Source organism: Paenibacillus sp. TCA20 (genome assembly GCF_000732325.1).
Classification (GTDB): domain Bacteria; phylum Bacillota; class Bacilli; order Paenibacillales; family Paenibacillaceae; genus Paenibacillus; species Paenibacillus urinalis.
In genome coordinates this window covers 91,547-113,829 of record NZ_BBIW01000002.1, presented here as the reverse complement: position 1 = coordinate 113,829, position 22,283 = coordinate 91,547, and the positions used below count along the sequence as shown (strand labels likewise).

Below are 22,283 nucleotides of genomic sequence, written 5' to 3'. Positions count from 1 at the left end.
TTGCTTGGATAGGATAAATGGATTCGATCATTGTGACGATATTATATAGAGTCTGCTGTATTATGATCCTCTGAGCGAAACATTTCTGAATACATAGGAGTGAAAAAATGATTATTCAAGGGGGTTACAACTACTATATTGTAGTGCTCTCCATTATTATTGCCATTCTGGCTTCTTATTCTGCTCTCAGTATCACATCTAAAATATCAAACTCTAAAGGTAAAATGCAGCTATTCTGGCTGTTTGCCGGAGCCCTAGTGATGGGAGCTGGCATATGGTCAATGCATTTTGTCGGAATGCTGGCCTTTCATGTGCATACGGCCGTGGAATACGATGTGTGGCTTACGGTGCTCTCTATGGTAGCGAGTGTCGTTTCCTCCTTTATTGCGTTTTACATCACCAAGCCCCAAAATGTCAGCCGGTTGAAAATTGCATTCGGCGGGTTTTTCATGGGCAGTGGGATCATTATGATGCATTATGTAGGGATGGAAGCTATGATCATGCCGATGGACATCAGCTATGATCCCGTGCTGTGGATCCTGTCTGCGCTCATCGCTTATGCCGCATCGTATGCAGCGCTGTTCTTGTTCTTGAAATTCCGGAATCAAGCCTCTGCCAGCTGGTTGAAATGGGTATCCTCCATCGTTATGGGCTTTGCGGTCTGCGGAATGCATTACACAGGTATGAAGGCCGCTACATTCACAGGTCATGATCAGATGCCGACACATGATCACGCAGCTTCGGTGGATTTGTTTTTATTGTACGGAGTGACGGTGGCTACATTCATTATTTTACTTGTGTCATGGTGCGCCTTATTTCTTGACCGCCATGTGCTTGAGAGAATGGCCTACGAGGACAGTCTTACAGGGCTGCCTAATCGCAATGAGATGAATCGATTCTTTGATACTTATGCAGGCGATGAAGAGCTGGCCGTGTTATTTCTGGACCTGGATCAGTTCAAAGCGATTAACGATACCTTGGGCCATGACATCGGTGATCTGCTCATTCAGGAGGTAGGCACCCGCTTAAAACCGTTTATAGCTGTTGATCTGCAGGCTTTTCGAATTGGTGGGGATGAGTTCTTGTTCATCATTAAGAATTGCAGCTTACAACAAGCAGAAGCTTATGCGGAGAGAATCATCAAAGAAATAAAGAGGGTCCATCGCATTGAAGGAAATGAGCTCTATGTGACAGGCAGTATTGGAATCAGCATCGGATCCATTCAGCATACAGAGCGGTCTAGTCTGTTAAAAACGGCGGATACCGCCATGTACAAGGCTAAAGGACTCGGCAAAAATCAATATTGCATCTATACGGAGGATATGGGTGTCAAAGAAGTAAGGAAGATGGAGCTGGAGAAGGATTTGCAGCTTGCAATCGAGCAGCAGCAGTTCTATATGGTGTACCAGCCGAAGTGTAATGTGCGGACGAACAGCCTGGTCGGATTTGAGGCTCTGATCAGATGGGAGCATCCTCGATTAGGTCAGATATCTCCAGGTGAATTCATTCCGATTGCCGAAGAGACGGGACTGGTGATACCGATGACCAAATGGGTGCTGTTAGAAGCTTGCCGCCAGTGTAAAGAATGGCAGTCGCAGAGGATTCATCAACCCATTTCGGTCAACTTATCGGTTCGGCTATTTCAGACGGATAACCTGACGGAGTTAATCCCATGGGTACTACAAGAGACTCGGCTGGAGCCAGAGATGCTTGAGCTCGAAATTACGGAGTCCATGGTGTTTCACGATATCAATGACATCATTTCGCAGCTGCATCGAATTCGAAATACAGGAGTCCGTGTCTCCATGGATGATTTTGGCACAGGTTATTCCTCAATCGGATTACTGGACCGACTTCCGATCGACACATTGAAGCTCGATCGGCTGTTTACATACGACCTGGACACACCGAGTAAACGTGCGATCGTTCATGCCATTATATTGATGGCGGAGAAGCTCCAGCTGGAAGTCATTGCGGAGGGAGTAGAGAATGAGGAGCATATCGAGTTCTTAACTGAGCTTGGATGTTATGTCATGCAAGGGTATTACTATGGAAAACCGATGAAGAATGAGCGGATAGGACAGTGGATTGAGGACTTTCAAGTACCGGAGAGAGTTAGTAGTTAAGTATAAATAGAGAGGCTGCCATCAAATATGGTGGTCTTTCTTTTATGTAAGGGAGCTAACAACTTTCAAGACAGACGAAACGTCTTACTCTAGGGAGGGATTGTTGTGAACAAGAATGAGGGGTCTGACAAATTTAGCAAATTCGTATTATGGGTCATCATTAGCACCATAACCGAAATAATTACCTTGTATGTTCTTAGCTCAATGAATCCACACGATGACGGTTTTAATGCCTATTTTCGTTCGGTTAGCGGCTTCTTTTCTTTCTTTATAGGGTTGATCATTCCACTTACGATAATCATATTTCTATTCTTTTTTGTAATGCTGCTGCTGCATGACCGGCTGAGAGGTTTAACCCAGCTGAGTAAAATCGTCTACTATTTGTTTATATGCGTACTTTCAGGGATATTGCTGCACTTCGTATTTAATCCGGATTGGTATATGCTCTACTTTAGTTCATTCATTCCACCAGTCTTATTTGGCATTGTGCTAGAGAAGGGTTGGTTGAGACAAACTTAAGAGTTAGGTCAGTAGATTAGTATCTCATTGTATAATTAGGAAGTTAGACACCATGCATTATTCTTGTTGAAGCATCGTGATGGTTGTTGTACAGATAATCTCGTTGTTTGAAGTTTGTAAGTATGGGTTGTTTGAGAATATTTCTGAAGTTCAGACATAAGAGAGTTATATGAAAGGGATGCAAGATAGAGATTGTAATACAAATCAAGAACACTTGTACGCAGTTATAAATAAAGGTAAAATATAACTACAATTGAATCTTGGGTGGGCATGGTTTCCCTTCGAAAGGAGGTGAAGCCATGGAAGTGAAAGATGCATTAACGATTATGTTCCTCTTTGGGACGTTCATTCTTGCTCTTTTAACATACATCAATAATAACAACAAGAAAAAGTAAAAACCCACCCAAAGGTTGAGGCCAGAGGTGGGTTTTGTTCCTTTACGACTTAGAAGGGAATAGACCATCCAAGCCAATTGTACTGACCAAGTGTTCGCTGCACTTGGTCTTTATTACATATATAATATCACAAAGATAAAATGTATCAAAGCGTGAAATAATATTGAAAGTGATAATAAGAAAAAAGTGATAAGTTGAACGGTAAAACGAAGATGACATCCCCATCATATAACATAGTATTCACGCATCGGGGCTATCGCCCCTCGGTTGTTTAGATGTATAATCGTGGAAGAAGTTCAGACAACAAACGCCCCAGCCCAAGATAAGAGCTATCTATGGCTGGGGCGTTTCGTGAATACAAGAACGTTATAGGAAATCAACTCAAGATCGGATAAAACCAACAAAAAATACAGAGGGGATTAAAGAATGAATCCAATACTAATTGACTTTCCAAACCAATTTACAACAGAAAGGCTATTGATCAGAATACCTCAACCTGGTGATGGCAAAATAGTGTACGAAAGTATAATCTCATCGATCAATGAGCTCAAGCAATGGTTACCTTTTGCACAATACGAACAAAGTGAACAGACAATCGAAGCAAATCTACGAGAAGCACATGTAAAGTTCATTAAGAGAGAAGATCTGAGATTTCTGATATTTGATAAAGAAACTAACCAATTCATTGGTTCATCTGGATTGCATAGGCCAGATTGGGAGATTGGCAAATTCGAAATCGGTTACTGGATTGATACGCGTAAGAGTGGAAATGGATATATGACTGAAGCAGTGCAAGGGATAACAAATTTTGCCTTTGCAGAGTTGAAGGCTAGAAGAGTAGAAATTCGTTGTGATACTTTAAATTATAAAAGTAAGGCTATTCCAGAACGGATAGGCTTTCAATTTGAAGGTACATTAAGATGTGATGATTTATCAGTAGATAAAAGTCAAACAAGAGATACTCATATATATGCTCTAGTTAAATAAATAATTGGTGTTAGTGGATCGAATAGGCGTTGACCTCCTATAACAACATATTCACGCACTGAGATATCCATCTCTCGGTTCGGCAGAGAATTTCGGGGAAGCGGGAGCAGCTGGACAACTCTGCACTGGCTAAGTCTGTCGGACCCGGGGCATGCGCCACTTAAGCCAGTATGGGATTGTTAAAAGATTATCATATTATTTTGGAGGGCATAAAATGATCTTTGAAGTGACTACTCAAGTTCGGGTATCTAATATTGAAGAGGGACAAAAGTGGTATGAAATACTCTTAAATAGAAAACCTGACGTTATACCACATTGGGGAATTTGCTGAGTGGGAGCTAATCCCTGGGTGCTGGTTACAGGTTGCTGAAGGAACACCTACTGAAGGTAATGGTCCATTACGTTTGGGAACAACAAATATTGAGGCTAAAAGAGATATACTTGTAAAATTATTAAAAATAAACGATTTTGAAATATACTTAAGACCCGAGGTTTCAGTCAAATGGGGAACCTTTTCAGATCCTTGGGGAAATCGTCTTGGATTTTTCGAGTATTTGAATAAGAGTGAAGAACAAGAACGTATAAAGACGATCATTGGACCTAAAGAAATAGAATGAAAGAATGGATCAATCAAGAATTTAAATAGAAGAGCTGATTGGTGGGCATGGTTTCCCTTCGAAAGGAGGTGAAGCCATGGAAGCAAAAGACGCAATAACGATTATGCTCCTTTTTGGAACATTCATTCTTGCTCTTTTAACATACATTAATAATAACAACAAGAGAAAGTAAAAAAACCACCCCAAGGTTGCAGCCAAAGGTGGGTCTATCTCCGTATTGACTAAGAAGGGACTACCCATCCAAGCCAATTGTATGGACCAAGTGTTAGAGCACTTGGTCTTTATTAAATATATACTACCATAATTGAAAAGATGTATCAAAGAATTAAATGAAATCAAATTCCAGGGCAGCACTTATTGATAAATTAAGATTTAAACAACTTAGAAAAAACATAGTAGAAAGTGTTGGCGAAGATCATAAGGATCTTGTACTTATCGATTATTTTGAACAAGAAAGTGAAATTATCTGTGAGTTTAAAGTATACAAAAAATATTAGTTAATGAAGGATATGTATACTACATCATCTCTTCTTCATTTGGATTAAATGGATGGATATTAGCTAAGAAAATTAAAGTTAATAAGATGGACTAATCGGAGTATAACTTAGAGAAGGCAGGATTTTTTAACAACATACTCACGTCGGTGGTAATATCTGAAAATGAGCGCTATAATCTTCCATATATTCATAGAGAGGGGACCACTCATGAACCAAAAGCCGTCAGAAGAAGAATACGCTGGTGATATTGGTGCGTATATCCGGTTAGTTCCGGAAGGCAACATCATTGACATCTTGCTCGCACAGGAAAAGCAAATGACGAAGCTGCTGTCATCCTTGACAGAAAGCCAAGGTGCTTATCAGTATGCCGAAGGAAAATGGACGCTTAAAGAAGTCGTGGGCCACATTGTGGACTCGGAGCGGGTCATGACGTATCGCCTGCTCCGGTTTGCAAGAGGAGACCAGACACCTCTGCCCGGGTTCGACCAGGAGGTGTTCATTCCTCCTTTTGGAAACTGGACAATTGCGCAATTGGCCGAAGACTACATGGCCGTAAGACAAGCGACGATAACGCTGCTACGCGGGCTGCCGGTGGAGGCCTGGTCTCGTAAGGGCACGGCTAACGACGTAAACATTACCGTGCGTGCCCTCGCGTACGGTATTACGGGACATGAACTCCACCATATGGGGGTCATCCGCACACGGTACCTAAGTTAGACGTTAAGAAGATTCGGGCGGAAGCTGCATAGACAAAGCGGCTTCCGTCTTGTTTTTCCATGCCCAACCCTCCCGTTCAAATGCAGATAGGAAATCAGAAGGGAAGTAGAATCCATGAAACGAGTTAATGTAGCATACTCCTTAATAACAGATCAATCTAAATCTAAAGTACTCGCAGTCAAGAATGTAGGACGCTCGAGTTGGTCTCTGCCTGGCGGTGCTGTCGAGCCTAATGAATCATTAGATCAAGCTGCTGTTCGAGAAGCCAAGGAAGAAACAGGGCTAGATGTTAAAGTCTACGGTATTGTAGCAATCAACGAATGCCAATTTGATAAGCTACAGGAGCATGCACTATTTATAACCTTTAGAGCAGAGATCATTGGAGGGATCGAAGAGATATGGAGACCAGATGAAATTTCTGAAATTGCTTGGTTAGATATCGAACAGGCAGATGAATTAATGCCTTATCATAAGAATGGCTTTAGGAGCTTAATCTACGGCAATGAGATTACCTATTTTAATGAAGGGATCAAATAAATGAGATCAACGGGATTTCATATATAAGAACACTTGTGCGTAGAAATAATTTGAGGTAAAATTTGACTGAAATCAAATCTAGCATTGAACAAAAATGAGGTGTTTTATCTGATGAAATCCACGGATCTGATTATTCTGAATTTTGAAGAAGTACGAAGAAGAAGTATGAAAGTATGGACATCCATACCTTCTGAGTATTTGAATTGGAAGCCAGATGATCAAGCAATGAGCTGCATTGAAATGATTCGTCACGTATTAGAATCGGAACATTATTACCATTTAGCCATATTAAATCGTGGAAGTTTAAAGAGCTTTGCTTCACCATTTGAGTCGCATCCGTATACATCGGTGGAAAGAGAAATTGAATTTGCTACGCCATATAGAAATGCATTTCTCGAAACAGTCAGTTCATTTGAACAATCCGACCTGGAGAATATAAAAATTGATCGCTCAGATGTTGGGTATATAAGAACACTCGGAGATATGTTATTAAGAATTGCATATCATGAATCTGTACATACGGGTCAATTGCTTGATTACTTACGGACTGCAGAGGTTCCAAGAATAAGAATATGGGATTAAGAGTCGTCCATGATCGATAGGTTGACGAATAGGCCGTTTCCTTAAACAGGGACGGTCTATTTCTTTTTCCTGTAGTATCAGTGATCTGCTGCCTGGACCTTTTAAAACTTTGACAAAAATAAAGAAATGCAATACTATATTCTTTGTTAATCGTAATAATTACTAATAAATAAAAGCAGATATGACAGGAGAATTCCATGGGTCAACAGAAAAACAAATCAAAGATGCTGCCAAAATCAAAGGGAATCGATGCCGCATCTGTATATAGTCCAGCTGAGTGCAGAAGAAAGGTAAAGCATATCGTACTGAACGAAGCGAATGCCAAGATTGTTGAGGAGTTTTTGCAGATTCAACAAATGCAGGATAAATTTGAAGCTGCTGATGTACCGATGCCGAATAAGATCGTGATGTTCGGACCTCCGGGTACAGGTAAAACGCTGACTGCTTTTTATATTGCTGAACGATTGAATCTGCCGCTCATCATGGTTCGCTTGGATGCGATCATTCACAGTCATTTGGGGGAAACAGGCAGTAATTTGCGAAAAATATTTGAATATGCCAAATCTACTTCATGTGTGCTGTTCTTGGATGAGGTGGATGCTATAGCTAGAGCCAGAGATTCAATTGATGAAGTTAAAGAGATGGCTCGCGTTGTTAATACTCTGCTCCAGTGCCTGGACGAATTTGATGGCTCCAGTATATTTGTAGCTGCCACCAATCTTCAAGCTGAACTTGATCACGCCATTTGGCGCAGATTTGATACGCGGATGCACTATGATCTGCCTGAGGAGACGGAGTGCAGGAGTTATATATCTAAGTTAATGGGGAATGAGGCTGTGGAGTCCAATTTAATTGATGACGCTGCTCAGTTGTTAAAGGGCTGCAGCTTTGCAGATATGGAGCAGGTGATGATCAAAGCAAGACGAAAAGTAATCATTGAAGAGAGCAGCATGGATTACACGAAGATAAAAAATGCATTTAATGACTATTTTCCGAACACGATGGTCCAATAAAGCAAGAGTCATAGAACTGATCAACAATATTCTTTTTCGTCTTAGGTTGACAGGAGAGAAAGAATGTAATAAAGTGTTTTTAGTTAATCGTAATAATTACGAATAAATAACATGCAAAGAAAGAGAGGATCATGATGCAAAAAGGAATCCACCCAAACTACCAAACGGTCATTTTCTTGGATGCAAGTGCAGACTACAAGTTTCTCAGTGGCTCTACTAAGACTTCATCAGAGTTCATGGAATGGGAGGACGGCAACAGCTATCCCGTCATTCGTGTCGATTCAAGCTCAGCGTCCCATCCGTTCTTTACAGGAAGACAAAAGAATACGGAAATTGGCGGGCGTGTTGATAAATTCAAACAGAGACTTAAGCATAAAAAGTAAAAATTTATTATAAAGGGACGTGAAACGTAATGAGAGTAATTGTGACTTTGGCTTGCACTGAGACAGGTGATCGGAATTATACAACGACGAAGAACAAACGGAATCACCCCGAAAGATTAGAGATGAAAAAATACAGCCCGAGATTAAAAAGATATACGCTGCATCGTGAAACTCGTTAATTCTAAGAATTGCAATATGTCTGATATAGGGTGTTGAATAAAAGTTCGAAAGAAGGTTGTTTCGTTGGCAAAGAAATCCAAAGTAGTGAAGGAACTAAAGAGACAGCAAATGGTTCAAAAATATGCGGATAAACCCAGGGAGTTAAAAGAAAAGGGAGATTATGAAGCACTGCAGAAGCTGCCGAGAGATTCTTCACCAACAAGACTCCATAATCGTTGTGCAGTCAGCGGAAGACCACGAGGATATATTAGTAAATTTGGTGTGTCCCGAATTGTATTCCGAGAACTGGCGCACAAGGGTCAGATCCCTGGAGTAAAGAAATCCAGCTGGTAACCTTGTAATGGATACTCTATAAGGCTTCCTTACTTATATGGAAGCCTTATTGTACTAAGTGGTGATTTTAATACTTCCATCTATTTGTTATTCAATCCAGAAATTACATTTGAAAGGGAGCTGTACAATGGATCTGCAAAACGTTACGAACGATGGCAGAATACCCGTTACTGTACTAAGTGGTTACTTAGGTGCTGGAAAGACAACAATCATGAATCACGTGCTAAACAATCGAGAGGGTCTTAGAGTAGCAGTCATCGTTAATGACTTGGGCGAGGTCAATATCGATGCTGATTTGATACGAGATGGAGGCGGCTTATCTCGAACAGATGAGAAATTGGTTGAGATGTCTAATGGCTGTATCTGCTGTACGCTGCGTGAAGATCTTCTTGTCGAAGTGGAACGTCTTGCTAAAGAACAAAAGTTTGATTACATATTAATAGAATCAACCGGGATCGGAGAGCCCGTACCCGTAGCTCAAACTTTCAGCTATGTAGATGAAGAGAACGGCATAGATCTAACTAAATATACTCGCCTTGATACGATGGTTACGGTGGTGGATGCTGCACAGTTCTGGATCGATTTTAATTCTAAAGAATCTTTAAAAGACCGCGGTCAGGCAGTCGGTGAAGAAGATCAACGTGGGATTGTACACTTATTAACGGATCAGGTCGAATTCTGTGACGTACTGATTCTTAATAAGATAGATCTTATTACAGAAGAAGAATTGATTCGTCTTGAGAAGGCATTAACTGCCTTACAGCCCGAGGCGAAGCTGATTCATGCAGTACAAGGACGTGTAGATCCACAAGATATTCTAAATACACGCCGATTCAACTTCGATAAAGCAAGTCAGTCTGCGGGCTGGATTAAAGAAATGTTAAAGGAAGAACACGTACCTGAGACAGAAGAATACGGAATTCACTCCTTTGTGTATAAACGCAAGGTCCCCTTTCATCCGGAAAGGCTGCTTCGCTGGATATCTAAATATCCTTCGACGATTGTTCGATCCAAGGGACTGGTGTGGTTAGCTACCCGCAATAATCTAGCCTTATCCTTTAGTCATACAGGAACATCGAAACAGCTCTCTCCGGCAGGAGTATGGATTGCTTCGCTGAGCCAGGAAGAGATAGATTTTCATTTTAATGGAAAGATCCCGGAAATTCCTGACTGGGATGATGTATGGGGAGATCGGATTACTAAGCTGGTGTTCATTGGAATGGATATGAATCGCATCGAGATTGAGGAGAGTCTTGATTCAGCATTATTAACTGAAGCTGAGCTTCTTTCTAATTGGAGAGAATTCAAGGATCCATTTCCTAAATTCTAATAAACCTAAGCGAAGTCCTTGAGAGTGTACATACTCAGGGGCTTCTTTTTTATGGAATTCATATAGCTTCACAATATAAATTTAGGATACAATAACTCTACAACAATACATGCAGCAGAAGGAGAATATATGAGCAACATCAATTTAGCGAAAGCCTACACGATACGCAAGATCGAAGAAGGACCTTATGATCAGGTTATTGCCTTTGTCATGAGAATAAGGAAGGAAGTATTCCCTATGCTGTCATCGGAACAGCTTCCACAGGACTTGGATCAATTCGAACAGTATTATGTGTATAGAAAGAATGCTGCATTCTTTGCTGCTATATCCGAGGACGGAACTGTGCTGGGTACGATTGGAATCTGTCCCTATGATGGAAGGCTTAAGCAGATCGAAGGAATGTATGACTTAACTACAACCGCTGAGGTCGTTAAGTGTTACACGGACTCTACTTGTCGGCGTTCTGGTATTGGTACGGCGTTATTCGAAGCAGCGGTCTCTTTTAGCCGGGAATCGGGTTATGAAACATTGTATTTGCATACGCATGCTTTCTTACCTGGGGCTATTCCTTTTTGGACAGCAAAAGGCTTCAAGGGCAGATTGGCTGAAGATGATCCTGTGTGGCAGACGCTGCATATGGATATGAGACTATAACGAACGATTAAACCTAATGCAGTAAGGATGACTTCTGATTCATCGGAGGTTGTCTTTTTTTATTTCTGCACACATATTAAACCGGATTATGTAACTATCCGTTATTTATTGCGTTCTTACATAGAGGTACCATTTGGGGCATCGACTCCAAACATGCACTTGGAAGGTGAACGACAAGCGGAGGGAGCTTGAATATGAAAAATAAGAGCTATATCTATTTGTGTATTGGATTTCTGTTTATATTAATGCATTTTCAAATTCAATTAGCCAATGGAACTATAAATTTTGATATTCTACCTGATATTATTGGCTATGGATTATTTGCAATAGGCTTACACCAGCTGCGACATGAACATGAGCAATTTAGAATGGCGAAAAATTTGAACGGGTACCTCCTTGGTCTTTCTATTTTCAACTTGATTGAAGTGGAAGGGGATCCCGAAAGTTTGACAGTTGTTTCCTTTACGGGGCTAATTAGTATAGTCCAATTGATTCTTCTCCTTCGTATGGTTTATCGTATGCTGGAAGGTATTCAGGAAGTTGCCGCAGTGAAGGATCAGAGAGAACTGCTCTATCTCGCTCAAAGTCGCTGGGATCATTTCTTAGCATTTAATATCGTATCCTTGCTCTCTTTTATCATTATGTTTATCCCTGTTGTCAATGTTATATTTATCTTTGGCTTGTTAATATGGATGATCGTTATTGCAATTATGATGATGTCATTTATGTATAAGAGCGCAAAGCTCCTGTAAAGAACACGCAATGTATTGTAAACGATATGAATTATGACCAGATAGTGTTTGCCTTTTTTTGCTATAATGCGGATGGCCGTAAGAATTCTACGCCGAATGGTGGACTTAGAAACTTAACGGCCGGCTATTACACTTAATATTCTTTCTTCCTACGATTACGAAACATACGAACAACAGCGACGATTACGATAATCCATAATGCAAAACTGAGTAGGGAGAGTACAGGAGCCCCTAAAGAGAAGCCGGCAAACGGATTAAACAATGATCCTATAATTGTACCTAAAGCCAACCCACCGAACAGGCCGCCAAGACCGCCGAATCCTCCTCGTGCAGGTGTTGTTCTTGGTTGGGAGGGGTTATTTACATTATTATCTTGTCTTCCCTGATTGGTTCGATTCGGGTTGCGAATTCCGGGATTATAGCTGCGTCTTGGCGAACGAAAACCCCCTCGTCTAAACGGTTCTATATTACTGCGTTGTTCCATTCGGTTGGATTCTTCAGGTGGATCGGGAGTGGCGCTAATCTCAGCGATTGAAAATCCATTCATAAGTATACAGATAAGGAGCACGAGCATCCATTTTTTCATATATTATCACCTCGACCGTAGTTTACCCCTAATGACATAGAACATTCGAAAAGGAAGGAGGGAGTAACATACCTAAATTTGGTAAAGATAACGACAACAATTTTGATAAATCATCTGTCGTAATTGAAGTAGCCGAGATCATTACTACGAAGGTATATAGGGACAAATTAGAAGCTAACGATGAGGATAAGGAAGTTCAGCGCTCAGACAAACAAATGAAACAGGATATGGACGAAGCTATTCCAAGGATTCGTGAGAGGTACGCCAAAAGAGTGGAAGAGCTCCGAAGACTACGAGAGCAAGAAAATCGATAAATAGGAGTGTCGAACAGGCCGATCGTAGGATCGGCTGCTTTTTTGTGATTTTTTGCTCAAAAATGAACTTTTATAGAATCTCTTATCTATGAAAAGGGGGGGAGACTATGAACATAAGCCGTCTTGTTAGACAAGCTCAAAGGGGGAACAAAGAGGCTTTATTGCAGCTCATCGTAGCCGATCAGGACGCTTATTACCGTCTTGCCTACAAATACATGGGAAATCAGCATGATGCTATGGATGCAATGGAAGATATGATTGTAACTTTATATGAGAAGCTTGATCAGTTACAGAAACGAGAAGCATTTTACAGTTGGAGTAAAACGATACTTGTTAATCATTGCAGATCATTACTCCGAAAAAAAGAAAAATGGATTCTCATGGATGGAGAACAGGAGCCATTGATAGCAAATCTGACTGAAGAAGATCCATACCTTCAATTTGAATCTGAAACGGATCTGAGAGAGCTTCTGTCGAGGCTTAGTCCTCGTCAGCGTGAAGCGATCGAGCTTCGCTATATACATGACCTTCCTTATCAGGCCATCGCAGACATGACCAATACACCGATGGGTACGATCAAGTCCAGAATCTCACAGGGGTTAGTGAAGTTGAAATCAATGATCGGAGGTGATCGTTATGAGAACGATCGAGGAGAGATTACAAGAACACAAGCAGGCCTCGGAGAGAATGCAGGCACCGCCAGAGCTGGAGAGCAGACTTCGTAATGCACTAGATCGAGTGCCGAATAAAAAGAAGAAAAATGAAGCCGTACTGTGGTTTGGGCTATCCGCAGCAGCCTTAGTGCTTATTATCGGAACCTATCAATATCCGGCACTGACTTATTACGGGAACAAAATGTTCAATATGGAGCTGAACGCATCCAGCTTCTCAGAAGCTGCCGAAGAAGGATACGGGCAGGTGGTAAACAAAAGTACAACTCTAGAAGATGGCACTGTGATTACGGTTGAGAGGGTAATAGCCGATGATAATGCATTCACGATGCATTACTCTATTGATCGACCATCAGGATCCGTATATAGTAGTGGTTCATTTCGATACAATGTAGGGAATATTCAAGGCTTCATGACGAATTCGTCTACTATTGGAGGTGGAGGAAATTCCAGTGGAGACGAAAGACAATATGAAGGAGAATATAGTTTTGAGCCAATCAGTCCCTTCTCCAGAACATTAACTGTTACATTTAATGAGTGGCTTGAAAATGGTGAATGGGTATCTTATCCAATTTCTTTTAAATTTGACACAGGTAAAGCAATGAAGAGTCTGGTTAAAGAGAAAATTTCTCAATCTGTTGCTGTAGATTCAGGAGTAATGTATTTTGAATCCATTACTGCTACGCCAAGCTCAACCCTTATTAAAGGGCATATTAGAATAGATGAAAAGGAGAAACACTGGTTTTTTGGCAGGACACAGCTCTATGTAAATGGAATGGAAATGAATCCTACAACAACGCAAATCCAATTTAACAAGACTACCGGCTTGAGTGATTTTGAACTTAGATTCGATGCACTGCCAACTGATATGATCAGTAGTATAGAGCTATTAGTTAAAGAATCCAGCGGTTATTATAAAATTCCAGAATCCATCTCTCTTGCCTCACCCTCTGATCAATCCATTAAAGTGGGTAATGAGAAGCTATGGATTCGAAGTGTGAGCAAAACGGACGCAGGATATGATGTTGTAGTGGCCTCCAAGCAATTTACTATTCTGGATAAGGACAATATATTTGCAGAAGCAGGAGGGAGTCAGATTCCTGTGTCATCCATTTCATCTGGGCGTCCTTGGGATTTAGGCAATGGCAATGTTTTGTGGGAACGAACCTATTCCTTAAATACATCAGACCGACCGGAGACGTTACATCTCAATGGATATCATTATATGAAGACATATAATAAGCGTGTAACCATTCCAATTGAATAATGAAGGAAGCTGTAAACTGCACATATGAGAATGATATTGATCGCTATACCCGATAAAGAAACCGTGAGAAGAGTAGTAAGCATTTAAATTAACCGGAACTACCCGAGCCAGTAAAATGATGGCAAAGCCCATCCGATAACACATATCGGATGGGCATATTTTGGCTTCTACTTCTTATTAGTATCCTTTAAAAGCCTTTGCGATGATAACTAACAAAATGAACAATACAAGAATGGCAGCAACGCTGTTGCCATAACCTCCGTTGTAAGCACCGCCAACAGATTCATATCCGCTCATGTAATCCACCTCCTTACTGTTCATGCTATATTCTATGCAATGTTAATGGAGTTGACTGGATATACATCCTTTACGATAAAATATCCTCACATGTCATCGTGCGATAACGCATTTCACTACAAACACGATTGAATACGTGACAGTAGCCTAATTGAGCTTACCTGAATAACCTAGACATATGAAGATTTAGGTCAGGTCTAGGAAAGGATGTTGGTCATGCAAGCGGGTTCTCAAGACATTGAAAAAGGGTGGATTGTGTACACGTCCAACCTTGGTGGAGCTTATGACATTTGGCTATACCAGCTTGATGGAGGTGTGAATTCGAGGTTAACGAATGGACTCGGCATGGAATTCTCTGTCCCTTATTGGGCTCCGGATAACAGCAAAATTGCTTTCATTGGCGTGAATAATGTGGTCTTTGTGCTCGATATCGCGACGCGAGCGATAGCCAGGATCGATCAGATTGAACCTTATACGCTGCTCGATTGGTCACCAGACAGCCGGTCACTTGTTTATGTCAAGAATGGGCGAATTATGATCTATGATACCTTCGCACACCGGAGTTACTTCTTACCAGAGATTGGAGCAAGTGATGTACAGTGGTTCCCTTCCGGTAAAGAGTTCATATTTGCAGCTCCGGACATTAACGGAAATACCCAAATCTACCGTAGTCGGACCGATGGTTCGAATCGGAGACAAATTACGCGGAATACGGGTGGACCGCTTCATCAGCTTCGGATTTCTCCAGATGGCAAATTTGCGCTGTACACTTTCCCGGGTGCAAGCATATCATTGATCTCGGTTGTGAATTTAGAAACCGGGGCTACGAACACTCTTGCAGGGGGATCACTTTCTAAAAATTATTTTCCTGCCTGGTCTCCGGATTCACAAAACATCGCTTACAGCACAACCGAATATAAGGAGCCTACTTATTATTCGCTCATCCAGATCGACAGTATCATGGGCAACAATCAAAGGACGATTGCGATATCTAATTGTTTCTCCACACCCGTTGACTGGTCTCCAGACGGTAAGAAAATCGCTTATTTATCGGGTTGTACCAATACAGAAAGTGCGAGTCAGCTCTGGATAGTGGATATCAGTGAGCAGAGGCCGACAAACCTGCTTAACGGAGGCCAAATCACGGCACTTCAGTGGTCCCCTAAGATCCGAAAATCGCCGTATTATACCTTCACAAGCTTCACATACCGTGTTTCCTTTCCATATCCCGCTAACTGGAGCCAGGTGAGTGAGGAGAGATACGAAGGACCCGACGGTTTTTTTCAAATATCCGCTATCTCCGGCAGTGATCATATTTCTGATGTGTGCAGTTCAGAGGCCTATCATCCATTAATGCCCTATGGCTCTTCCCCAATGGTGATCGAAACATATATTCAGCATCAAGAGGCATGCTTTATTTTTCCATCAGCAGATCAGCCTCCCGAAATGAATAAACAAGCAGCCCTTATTGTCAAATACCCACGCCCTGTACGCTGATGTGAATCATATTCGGTCAATTGGCGGAAGATTGATATTTATTTAGTAGTATGTAGCGGAAATCAACTTCTTAAATATGAATGACCGATTGCGACCTCAGGTTTAGTTTAGTAAGAGTGATTTCCGCTATATTCAATATTTACCAGGTCAAGTGATGCAAAAAACGTTACAATATATTCAGAAAACAGTTCTCAAGAGCTACGGTTCGGCTGCTTCATGTATTATGTGTATCGTTGGACTACTCTTAATCTTTTATGGCGTTGAATAATTATAGTGAGGAGGCTAATCCCATGATTCAATTGAAAAAGACACCATCTGTTTATCTCATCTCTGGTCCACTGGGTGTTGGAAAGTCCACTGTCTCCAAGGCTTTGGCTGATACAATGAACCAGTGCGCTCTAATTGAAGGGGATCTCCTTCTCCATATATACCGTGGAGATACTGAACCCGAATGGGAGGAGCGCCTTCGAATCGCATGGCTAAATATTACGGCAGTAGCAAGGAATTTGATTCAGAACGGAATTCATGTCGTTATCGATTTTGTCGTTGAAGATGAGCTCGAGTGGTTTCGCGAGCAGTTATCTGATCTGGGTGTGACTATTCACTACGCAGTGCTGCATGCAGAGCCGGATACGCTTAACACACGACTTCATCAGAGAGGGGATGGACAGTATATCGAGCGTTCACTTTTTCTGCGAAACAAATTAATATCTTCTTCTAGCAATCAACCCTTCCTGTTGGATGCCGGTCATAAGCGTCCAGATGAGCTTGCTCAGGAAATTGTAGAAGATATGAGGTTTCGTCTAAATGAACCCGTTTCATAACTCATACATAAAATTCAAAAGAGCCCTAAGATTTTCAATGTTAGAAAATCTTAGGGCTCTATTTTTAATCAAGCAATATGCTATGAGTTCACTATCTTAGCATTTGAGCAATCAGGGAGAAAATAATGACGATCAAGAACAATAAGGTCATATGATTCAAGGAGAAGATGAACATCTTCTTCGCCCAGCCGGTAATATCTGATTTGCGGTAGCTCACCAAGCTGAAGATAAACCAGGCGAGACTTAAGGCAAAGGCAATTCCGGCAATGTAAGGATTAAACGGCCAAAACAGGGCACTTGATGCGATAAGCAATATCAGATAAAAATTCGTTTGCAGATAAGTCCGCTTGATTCCTTTTACAACAGGCAGCATAGGGACTTTGGCTGCTTTGTACTCGTCCAATCGGCGGATGGCGATCGCATAGAAATGCGGCATTTGCCATATGAGCATCGTCGCAACAAGCGCCCAGATTTCGAAGTGTCCGAGCTCGCTCGAGATAACAGACCATCCAATAAGCGGCGGAACGGCTCCGGAGATACTGCCAACTTCCGTATTGTAAATGGTTGTCCGTTTGGTCCACATTGTGTAAGGCACAACATATAGGAATAATCCGAGAAATCCAAAAAATGCAGCCATCGGTGAGCTTAAATAGAGCAGCAATATACCGAGAGCACTCATCAGGAATCCGAGGATCAGACCTGACTTAGTATCCACTTTGCCTGTGACGGTCGGGCGATCCTTGGTTCGCTGCATAATGGCATCAATATCCCGGTCGTACAGATTGTTAAATGTACCCGCAGAACCGATAACGAGCGAGGAGCCAATAATCGACAAGATAATAGCGCCCAAATGGTCAATAAACGAAACATTGAATACATAGAGCGCCATACTTAGTCCGGCAAACATCGCGATGAGATTTGATTTTATGATTCCTGTCTTAATGGTCGCAAAGAAAACCTGTGGCAGGGATTGAACATCCGCTTGCGCACTTGATCCTGAACTGTTATTAATTGTACTCATAATTCCACTCACTTCTATGATTAAATTAGTATATCTATATAGATTGAACTAAATTTGATCTACTGTCTAGCCTGAATATTACATGTTGCTGTTAAATCTTTAGTTCAACTGTATACAGCATACCAATTTTTAAAGAAAAAATGTTTGTTTGTTAAATATTTAATAATTCATTCAATAAATTGTGAACTTCTTATTAACTTTTTCATAAAGGTATTTTAATATTCAGAAAATGTGTTCTTCCTATGCTATGCATTTTCATACTTTTGTCGATGAATGTCTTTCATTTTTACATAATCTGGATCAGTCTTCGCAATCTCCCATTGGGCTTTAAATATGGCGGCTGCCTCCGCTTTCACAGGATCATTTTGAAAGGGCAGAAGGGAGCCGTCCTCCTTGGCATATTTTCTCCCGCCTTTATGATTTGCATATCTCCTTGCCCGTGTGTAGCCCATCTGCAGAAATTTACGTGCCATGTCCATTCCTACAAAATCCTTCTGCTCCTTATATTGAACAAACATGTCGTATATCTTCTTGGAGGATTCCTTCGCGATTTCTGGTGATTTGAATTTCCAGTGGGGGAGAATCTCACTCTTGTAGGGTTCAACAAGAAGAACACCTTGTTCACCCCGGCCAATCGTATAGAGCTCCGGATGCTGTCTAAGGTCAAGCTCGTCATAATTCAAATCATAGTCGAATGGTTTCATCACAGATCAGATCCTCCTGTTCGCTGAGTATACTTCTATATACCCGGCCTAGAGTCACCTCACCATTTCAAGGAACCTTGTTGCTGCACTGGATATGGGCATATTACGCATAATCATGACGCCTACCTTGGATGGAGGCAGGTTGATATCCAGTTCAATCTCAAATAAGGAGCCTTCCCTCAGTTCTTTGGATACAAATTCACGAGTGACATACGAGATACCTAAACCCCTGCGAGCAAATTCAATAAGCAAGTCCACACTGCCGACTTCAATCTCAGGCTTCAGCTCATATCCGTATCGTTCAAACAGCTCAGTGACGGCCATTCTGGCCCGGCTATTGCGGGAAAATAAGATGACGGGATATTCCATCAGCTCTTCCATAGACAGCTGTACTCCCTTGAGCTCGGCATAATGCTCTCCTGCGACAAAACAATCCTGAAGCTGAATGCTCTCGGATACTTCAATATGAGAATCGACGATTGGCATTCTGACGACACCAAGGTCAATACGGCCTTCTTTGAGGTATGAGATGACCTCTGGTGTGGTTCCATGGTTTAGATGCAGCTTGACACCCGGATACTTAGCGTGATAGTCCTCCAGAAACGGAAGCAGATAGTGTTTGAATAACGAATCGCTGCCCCCTACTCGGAGCTCTCCGCTGTCCAGTTTTTTTAAGGCAGCCATTTTTTCCTCGGCGAGTGAGATCATAATTTGAGACTGTTCGATATATGAAAATAAAATGGTTCCTTCTTGTGTTAGATTAACTCCCTTGGAAGTACGGTAAAAGAGCGTCACGCCAAAGCTCTCCTCGAGCTGCTTAATGGCATGGCTTACGCTAGGCTGGGTAAGGTACAATGCTTTTGCTGCCTGGGTTAAACTCCCTGTTTTGGCGGCCCAATAGAAAACTTTATATAGTTCATAATTATTTGCCATAGATGTGGTCTATATCTCCTCTGAAATATATTAATTACATGTATAACTGTGCTTTGTATTATAGTGTATCTAAGAAATAGATACCAGAGACGATCACAGCAATACGAAATTTTCGGTAACTGTGCACTCTCAGCAGGAAGGAGATAATGGAAGTGAATCCTACAACTTTTGTATTGTTTGGAGCTACAGGCGATTTGGCCAAACGAAAAATATATCCTGCACTTTATCATTTGTTCCTAAACGGAAAGCTGCCGGAGACATTTTCTCTGATTGGACTGGGGAGAAGAAGCTTATCTGATGAAACCTTCCAGGCCCATGTTAAGCAATCTCTTTTTGATTTTTATCGTTTCGAAGTAAAGGAAGATCATACGTTACAAGCATTTCTAAGCTTATTCGGCTTTAATATTTTGAATATTGATAAACAAGAGGATTTTGTTCAATTAAAAGAACGCGTGGAGGCGTGGGAGCAAGGTCATGAAGGCCGTGTGAATCGTTTCTTCTACCTTTCTGTAGGACCCGAGTTCTTCGGAACGATCGCATCCCAAATCGAGAACAGCGGACTTGGTGAAGTTACGGGCTGGAAGAGACTTGTCATTGAGAAACCTTTTGGACATGATCTGGCTTCGGCTCGAGTGCTTAATGCTCAATTAAGCGAGGCATTCGCTGAAGAGGAAATATACAGAATTGACCATTATCTTGGCAAGCCGATGGTTCAGCGTCTTGAAGCATTACAGCAGGCGAACCCGGTAATTCAAGCCTTGTGGAATAATCGCTACATCGCGAACGTTCAGATAACAGCTGATGAAACCGTTGGAGTGGAAGAGCGTGCAGGCTATTATGATCATGTGGGCGCTGTACGGGATATGTTCCAGAATCACATGCTCCAGCTGCTCATGATGCTGGCGATCCAAGTACCTCAGAACAGCACAACAGCGGAAAATGTACGATTGAAGAAGAAAAAAGTGCTTGAAGCGATTGAACCATTGCAGAGACAGGATGTTGCTAAACGCATTGTGCGAGGTCAATACGCTGGAGGAACACTTCATGGCACACCGGTCCAAGGTTATACTTCTGAGCCGGGTATTGCAGCAGACTCGATGAACGATACGTTTATCGCTGCCAAGCTGAACATTGATAACTACTACTGGCGTGGAGTTCCGTTCTATATCCGTACAGGTAAACGTTTGAAATCCAAGCATACACGTATGGTTGTCGAATTCAAAGATCCGATTAAATCACTCGGCAGCGCACAGCAATCCATTACGCCCAATCTGCTGATCTTTGATATTGGTCCAGATGAAGGAATTACACTGCAGCTGAATACGAAGGACCGCGAGCTGAAGGGTGGATTCAAGCCAGTCAACATTGATCTGTACCCTGACCGGACGGAGGCGCCGGAGGCTTATGAGACCCTGATTAACGATGCCCTCATTGGCGACTCCACCTTCTTTGTCCACTGGGATGAAGTGGAGCTCTCATGGAAATGGGTACAACCGATACTTGAGGCTTTTGCTGAGAACGAAGTACCGCTTCATCACTACCCTGCGGGTTCTCATGGTCCGGCAGCAGCGAATGAACTGCTCGCTCAGGACGGTTACCGCTGGTGGTTTGATGAGCCGGATGAGACCTTTGTCGTACATGAAACGGAGAGAGCTGCTGAAGATGAATCCTCAGAAGCTACTCCTGTTGCACAAGTTATTGTAGGATAAATTTTGGGTAAGTTCTGTTCATCTGAATGAATCTCACAATCTTTATATCATATAAGAAGTGAGAGGTGAGATTCATTCGTCTACAGATTATTTTATAGTGTTACCACATCATTATTAATACACATTACAGGAGGCTACACAAATGAAATTCTTTATTGACACAGCGAATGTACAGGATATTAAAACCGCGTATAAAATTGGAGTACTATCTGGAGTAACAACGAATCCATCTTTGGTAGCCAAAGAAGGCGTGAAATTTGAAGATCGAATTGAAGAAATTTTGCAGCTTGTACCTGATGTTGAATCCGTATCTGCGGAAGTAACGCCTGACGCAAAATCGGCAGAAGAGATGATTGAGCAGGCAAATGAGCTCATTAAGATCAACAACAACGACAAGAACATAACGATCAAGCTGCCAATGACGCTCGCAGGTCTTGAAGCATGTCGTTATCTTGCTAATAAAGGTGTCAAAACCAACGTTACATTGATATTCTCAGTAAACCAAGCGCTTCTAGCTGCACGTGCGGGTGCAACTTATGTATCACCATTCCTTGGCCGTCTGGACGATATCTCAGAAGATGGAGTTCAATTGGTATCCAAAGTAGCTGAACTGTTCCGTACACACAGCCTGGATACACAAATTATCGCAGCCTCTGTGCGCCATCCGGATCACGTAACACGTGTTGCTATGGCAGGTGCACATATCGCTACTGTACCTTTCTCTGTTATTGAGCAAATCTCTAAACATCCACTGACAGATCAAGGTCTTGATAAATTTGCAGCGGATTGGCAAAAAAGCGTGAAGTAATCCAAGTAAACTGGAAACAGTAACAGGAGG

At 41.8% G+C, this 22,283-nt stretch carries 26 protein-coding genes and 1 pseudogene; 22 read left to right on the top strand and 5 right to left on the bottom strand.

Annotated features, from left to right (window positions below; all coding sequences use genetic code 11):
• The first annotated feature begins 107 nt into the window (after nucleotides 1-107).
• The 16 genes and pseudogenes from TCA2_RS04280 (at nucleotide 108) to TCA2_RS04220 (ending at nucleotide 11,622) form a co-directional block, all read left to right on the top strand.
• Nucleotides 108-2,126: a bifunctional diguanylate cyclase/phosphodiesterase gene (locus tag TCA2_RS04280; protein ID WP_047910345.1), complete on the top strand. Its 2,019-nt coding sequence runs from the start codon at nucleotides 108-110 to the stop codon at nucleotides 2,124-2,126.
• A gap of 105 nt (nucleotides 2,127-2,231) precedes the next feature.
• Complete coding sequence (locus TCA2_RS04275) at nucleotides 2,232-2,645, top strand: hypothetical protein (RefSeq protein ID WP_047910344.1); 414 nt, start codon at nucleotides 2,232-2,234, stop codon at nucleotides 2,643-2,645.
• Nucleotides 2,646-2,944: 299 nt separating this feature from the next.
• Nucleotides 2,945-3,040 carry a putative holin-like toxin gene (locus tag TCA2_RS27435; RefSeq protein WP_019419116.1) on the top strand — a complete coding sequence of 32 codons (96 nt, stop codon included), beginning with the start codon at nucleotides 2,945-2,947 and terminating at the stop codon, nucleotides 3,038-3,040.
• Between the two features lie 426 nt (nucleotides 3,041-3,466).
• Nucleotides 3,467-4,027 carry a GNAT family N-acetyltransferase gene (locus TCA2_RS04270; protein WP_047910343.1) on the top strand — a complete coding sequence of 187 codons (561 nt, stop codon included), beginning with the start codon at nucleotides 3,467-3,469 and terminating at the stop codon, nucleotides 4,025-4,027.
• A gap of 214 nt (nucleotides 4,028-4,241) precedes the next feature.
• Nucleotides 4,242-4,644 (top strand): annotated as a pseudogene (locus TCA2_RS04265) (VOC family protein).
• A gap of 76 nt (nucleotides 4,645-4,720) precedes the next feature.
• A complete protein-coding gene (locus tag TCA2_RS26860; protein ID WP_152557644.1) occupies nucleotides 4,721-4,816 on the top strand; it encodes a putative holin-like toxin in 96 nt (31 codons plus the stop codon).
• A gap of 532 nt (nucleotides 4,817-5,348) precedes the next feature.
• Nucleotides 5,349-5,858, top strand: coding sequence for a DinB family protein (locus TCA2_RS04260; protein WP_047910342.1), 510 nt, complete (start codon nucleotides 5,349-5,351; stop codon nucleotides 5,856-5,858).
• A gap of 114 nt (nucleotides 5,859-5,972) precedes the next feature.
• Entirely contained in the window at nucleotides 5,973-6,395 is a 423-nt protein-coding gene (locus tag TCA2_RS04255) for an NUDIX hydrolase (protein ID WP_047910341.1), read from the top strand.
• Between the two features lie 111 nt (nucleotides 6,396-6,506).
• Nucleotides 6,507-6,977 (top strand): DinB family protein, encoded by a 471-nt coding sequence (locus TCA2_RS04250; protein WP_047910340.1) that lies wholly within the window; start codon nucleotides 6,507-6,509, stop codon nucleotides 6,975-6,977.
• Between the two features lie 197 nt (nucleotides 6,978-7,174).
• Nucleotides 7,175-7,990 carry an AAA family ATPase gene (locus TCA2_RS04245; protein WP_047910339.1) on the top strand — a complete coding sequence of 272 codons (816 nt, stop codon included), beginning with the start codon at nucleotides 7,175-7,177 and terminating at the stop codon, nucleotides 7,988-7,990.
• A gap of 134 nt (nucleotides 7,991-8,124) precedes the next feature.
• Nucleotides 8,125-8,373, top strand: coding sequence for a type B 50S ribosomal protein L31 (locus tag TCA2_RS04240; protein ID WP_047910338.1), 249 nt, complete (start codon nucleotides 8,125-8,127; stop codon nucleotides 8,371-8,373).
• A 29-nt stretch (nucleotides 8,374-8,402) separates the two neighbouring features.
• Complete coding sequence (gene rpmG / locus TCA2_RS26490) at nucleotides 8,403-8,552, top strand: 50S ribosomal protein L33 (RefSeq protein WP_076313791.1); 150 nt, start codon at nucleotides 8,403-8,405, stop codon at nucleotides 8,550-8,552.
• A gap of 64 nt (nucleotides 8,553-8,616) precedes the next feature.
• Complete coding sequence (rpsN, locus tag TCA2_RS04235) at nucleotides 8,617-8,886, top strand: 30S ribosomal protein S14 (protein WP_047910337.1); 270 nt, start codon at nucleotides 8,617-8,619, stop codon at nucleotides 8,884-8,886.
• Between the two features lie 127 nt (nucleotides 8,887-9,013).
• Nucleotides 9,014-10,216, top strand: coding sequence for a GTP-binding protein (locus TCA2_RS04230; protein ID WP_047910336.1), 1,203 nt, complete (start codon nucleotides 9,014-9,016; stop codon nucleotides 10,214-10,216).
• Nucleotides 10,217-10,345: 129 nt separating this feature from the next.
• Complete coding sequence (locus TCA2_RS04225; RefSeq protein ID WP_047910335.1) at nucleotides 10,346-10,870, top strand: GNAT family N-acetyltransferase; 525 nt, start codon at nucleotides 10,346-10,348, stop codon at nucleotides 10,868-10,870.
• 194 nt (nucleotides 10,871-11,064) lie between these two features.
• A complete protein-coding gene (locus TCA2_RS04220; RefSeq protein ID WP_047910334.1) occupies nucleotides 11,065-11,622 on the top strand; it encodes a hypothetical protein in 558 nt (185 codons plus the stop codon).
• Nucleotides 11,623-11,755: 133 nt separating this feature from the next.
• Here the strand turns inward: TCA2_RS04220 and TCA2_RS04215 are convergent, their stop codons facing one another.
• Entirely contained in the window at nucleotides 11,756-12,208 is a 453-nt protein-coding gene (locus TCA2_RS04215) for a hypothetical protein (RefSeq protein ID WP_047910333.1), read from the bottom strand.
• A 421-nt stretch (nucleotides 12,209-12,629) separates the two neighbouring features.
• On the opposite strand from TCA2_RS04215, the gene TCA2_RS04210 reads away from it, so the two are divergent.
• Both TCA2_RS04210 and TCA2_RS04205 read left to right on the top strand, forming a co-directional pair.
• On the top strand, nucleotides 12,630-13,247 hold the full coding sequence (locus tag TCA2_RS04210; RefSeq protein ID WP_047910332.1) for an RNA polymerase sigma factor: 618 nt from the start codon (nucleotides 12,630-12,632) through the stop codon (nucleotides 13,245-13,247).
• Entirely contained in the window at nucleotides 13,159-14,460 is a 1,302-nt protein-coding gene (locus TCA2_RS04205; RefSeq protein WP_047910331.1) for a DUF4179 domain-containing protein, read from the top strand. Before TCA2_RS04210 ends, TCA2_RS04205 begins: the two co-directional genes overlap by 89 nt.
• Nucleotides 14,461-14,637: 177 nt before the next feature.
• Here TCA2_RS04205 and TCA2_RS26485 read toward each other — a convergent pair whose 3' ends face one another.
• Nucleotides 14,638-14,757, bottom strand: a complete 120-nt coding sequence (locus TCA2_RS26485) for a YjcZ family sporulation protein (RefSeq protein WP_152557642.1) — start codon at nucleotides 14,755-14,757, stop codon at nucleotides 14,638-14,640.
• 216 nt (nucleotides 14,758-14,973) lie between these two features.
• On the opposite strand from TCA2_RS26485, the gene TCA2_RS04200 reads away from it, so the two are divergent.
• The gene (locus TCA2_RS04200) at nucleotides 14,974-16,254 is read left to right on the top strand and encodes a hypothetical protein (protein WP_238546283.1); all 1,281 of its coding nucleotides are present in this window, start codon (nucleotides 14,974-14,976) and stop codon (nucleotides 16,252-16,254) included.
• Between the two features lie 290 nt (nucleotides 16,255-16,544).
• Entirely contained in the window at nucleotides 16,545-17,078 is a 534-nt protein-coding gene (locus tag TCA2_RS04195) for an AAA family ATPase (protein WP_193745985.1), read from the top strand.
• Between the two features lie 91 nt (nucleotides 17,079-17,169).
• Here the strand turns inward: TCA2_RS04195 and cyoE are convergent, their stop codons facing one another.
• From cyoE to TCA2_RS04180, 3 genes are all read right to left on the bottom strand, one after another.
• The gene (gene cyoE / locus TCA2_RS04190; protein ID WP_047910330.1) at nucleotides 17,170-18,099 is read right to left on the bottom strand and encodes a heme o synthase; all 930 of its coding nucleotides are present in this window, start codon (nucleotides 18,097-18,099) and stop codon (nucleotides 17,170-17,172) included.
• Nucleotides 18,100-18,344: 245 nt separating this feature from the next.
• Nucleotides 18,345-18,803: a DUF4385 domain-containing protein gene (locus TCA2_RS04185; protein WP_193746001.1), complete on the bottom strand. Its 459-nt coding sequence runs from the start codon at nucleotides 18,801-18,803 to the stop codon at nucleotides 18,345-18,347.
• Nucleotides 18,804-18,857: 54 nt separating this feature from the next.
• Complete coding sequence (locus TCA2_RS04180) at nucleotides 18,858-19,736, bottom strand: LysR family transcriptional regulator (RefSeq protein ID WP_047910328.1); 879 nt, start codon at nucleotides 19,734-19,736, stop codon at nucleotides 18,858-18,860.
• 152 nt (nucleotides 19,737-19,888) lie between these two features.
• On the opposite strand from TCA2_RS04180, the gene zwf reads away from it, so the two are divergent.
• Nucleotides 19,889-21,445, top strand: coding sequence for a glucose-6-phosphate dehydrogenase (gene zwf / locus TCA2_RS04175; RefSeq protein ID WP_047910704.1), 1,557 nt, complete (start codon nucleotides 19,889-19,891; stop codon nucleotides 21,443-21,445).
• Nucleotides 21,446-21,587: 142 nt separating this feature from the next.
• Nucleotides 21,588-22,253, top strand: a complete 666-nt coding sequence (fsa, locus tag TCA2_RS04170) for a fructose-6-phosphate aldolase (RefSeq protein ID WP_047910327.1) — start codon at nucleotides 21,588-21,590, stop codon at nucleotides 22,251-22,253.
• Nucleotides 22,254-22,283 lie beyond the last annotated feature (30 nt).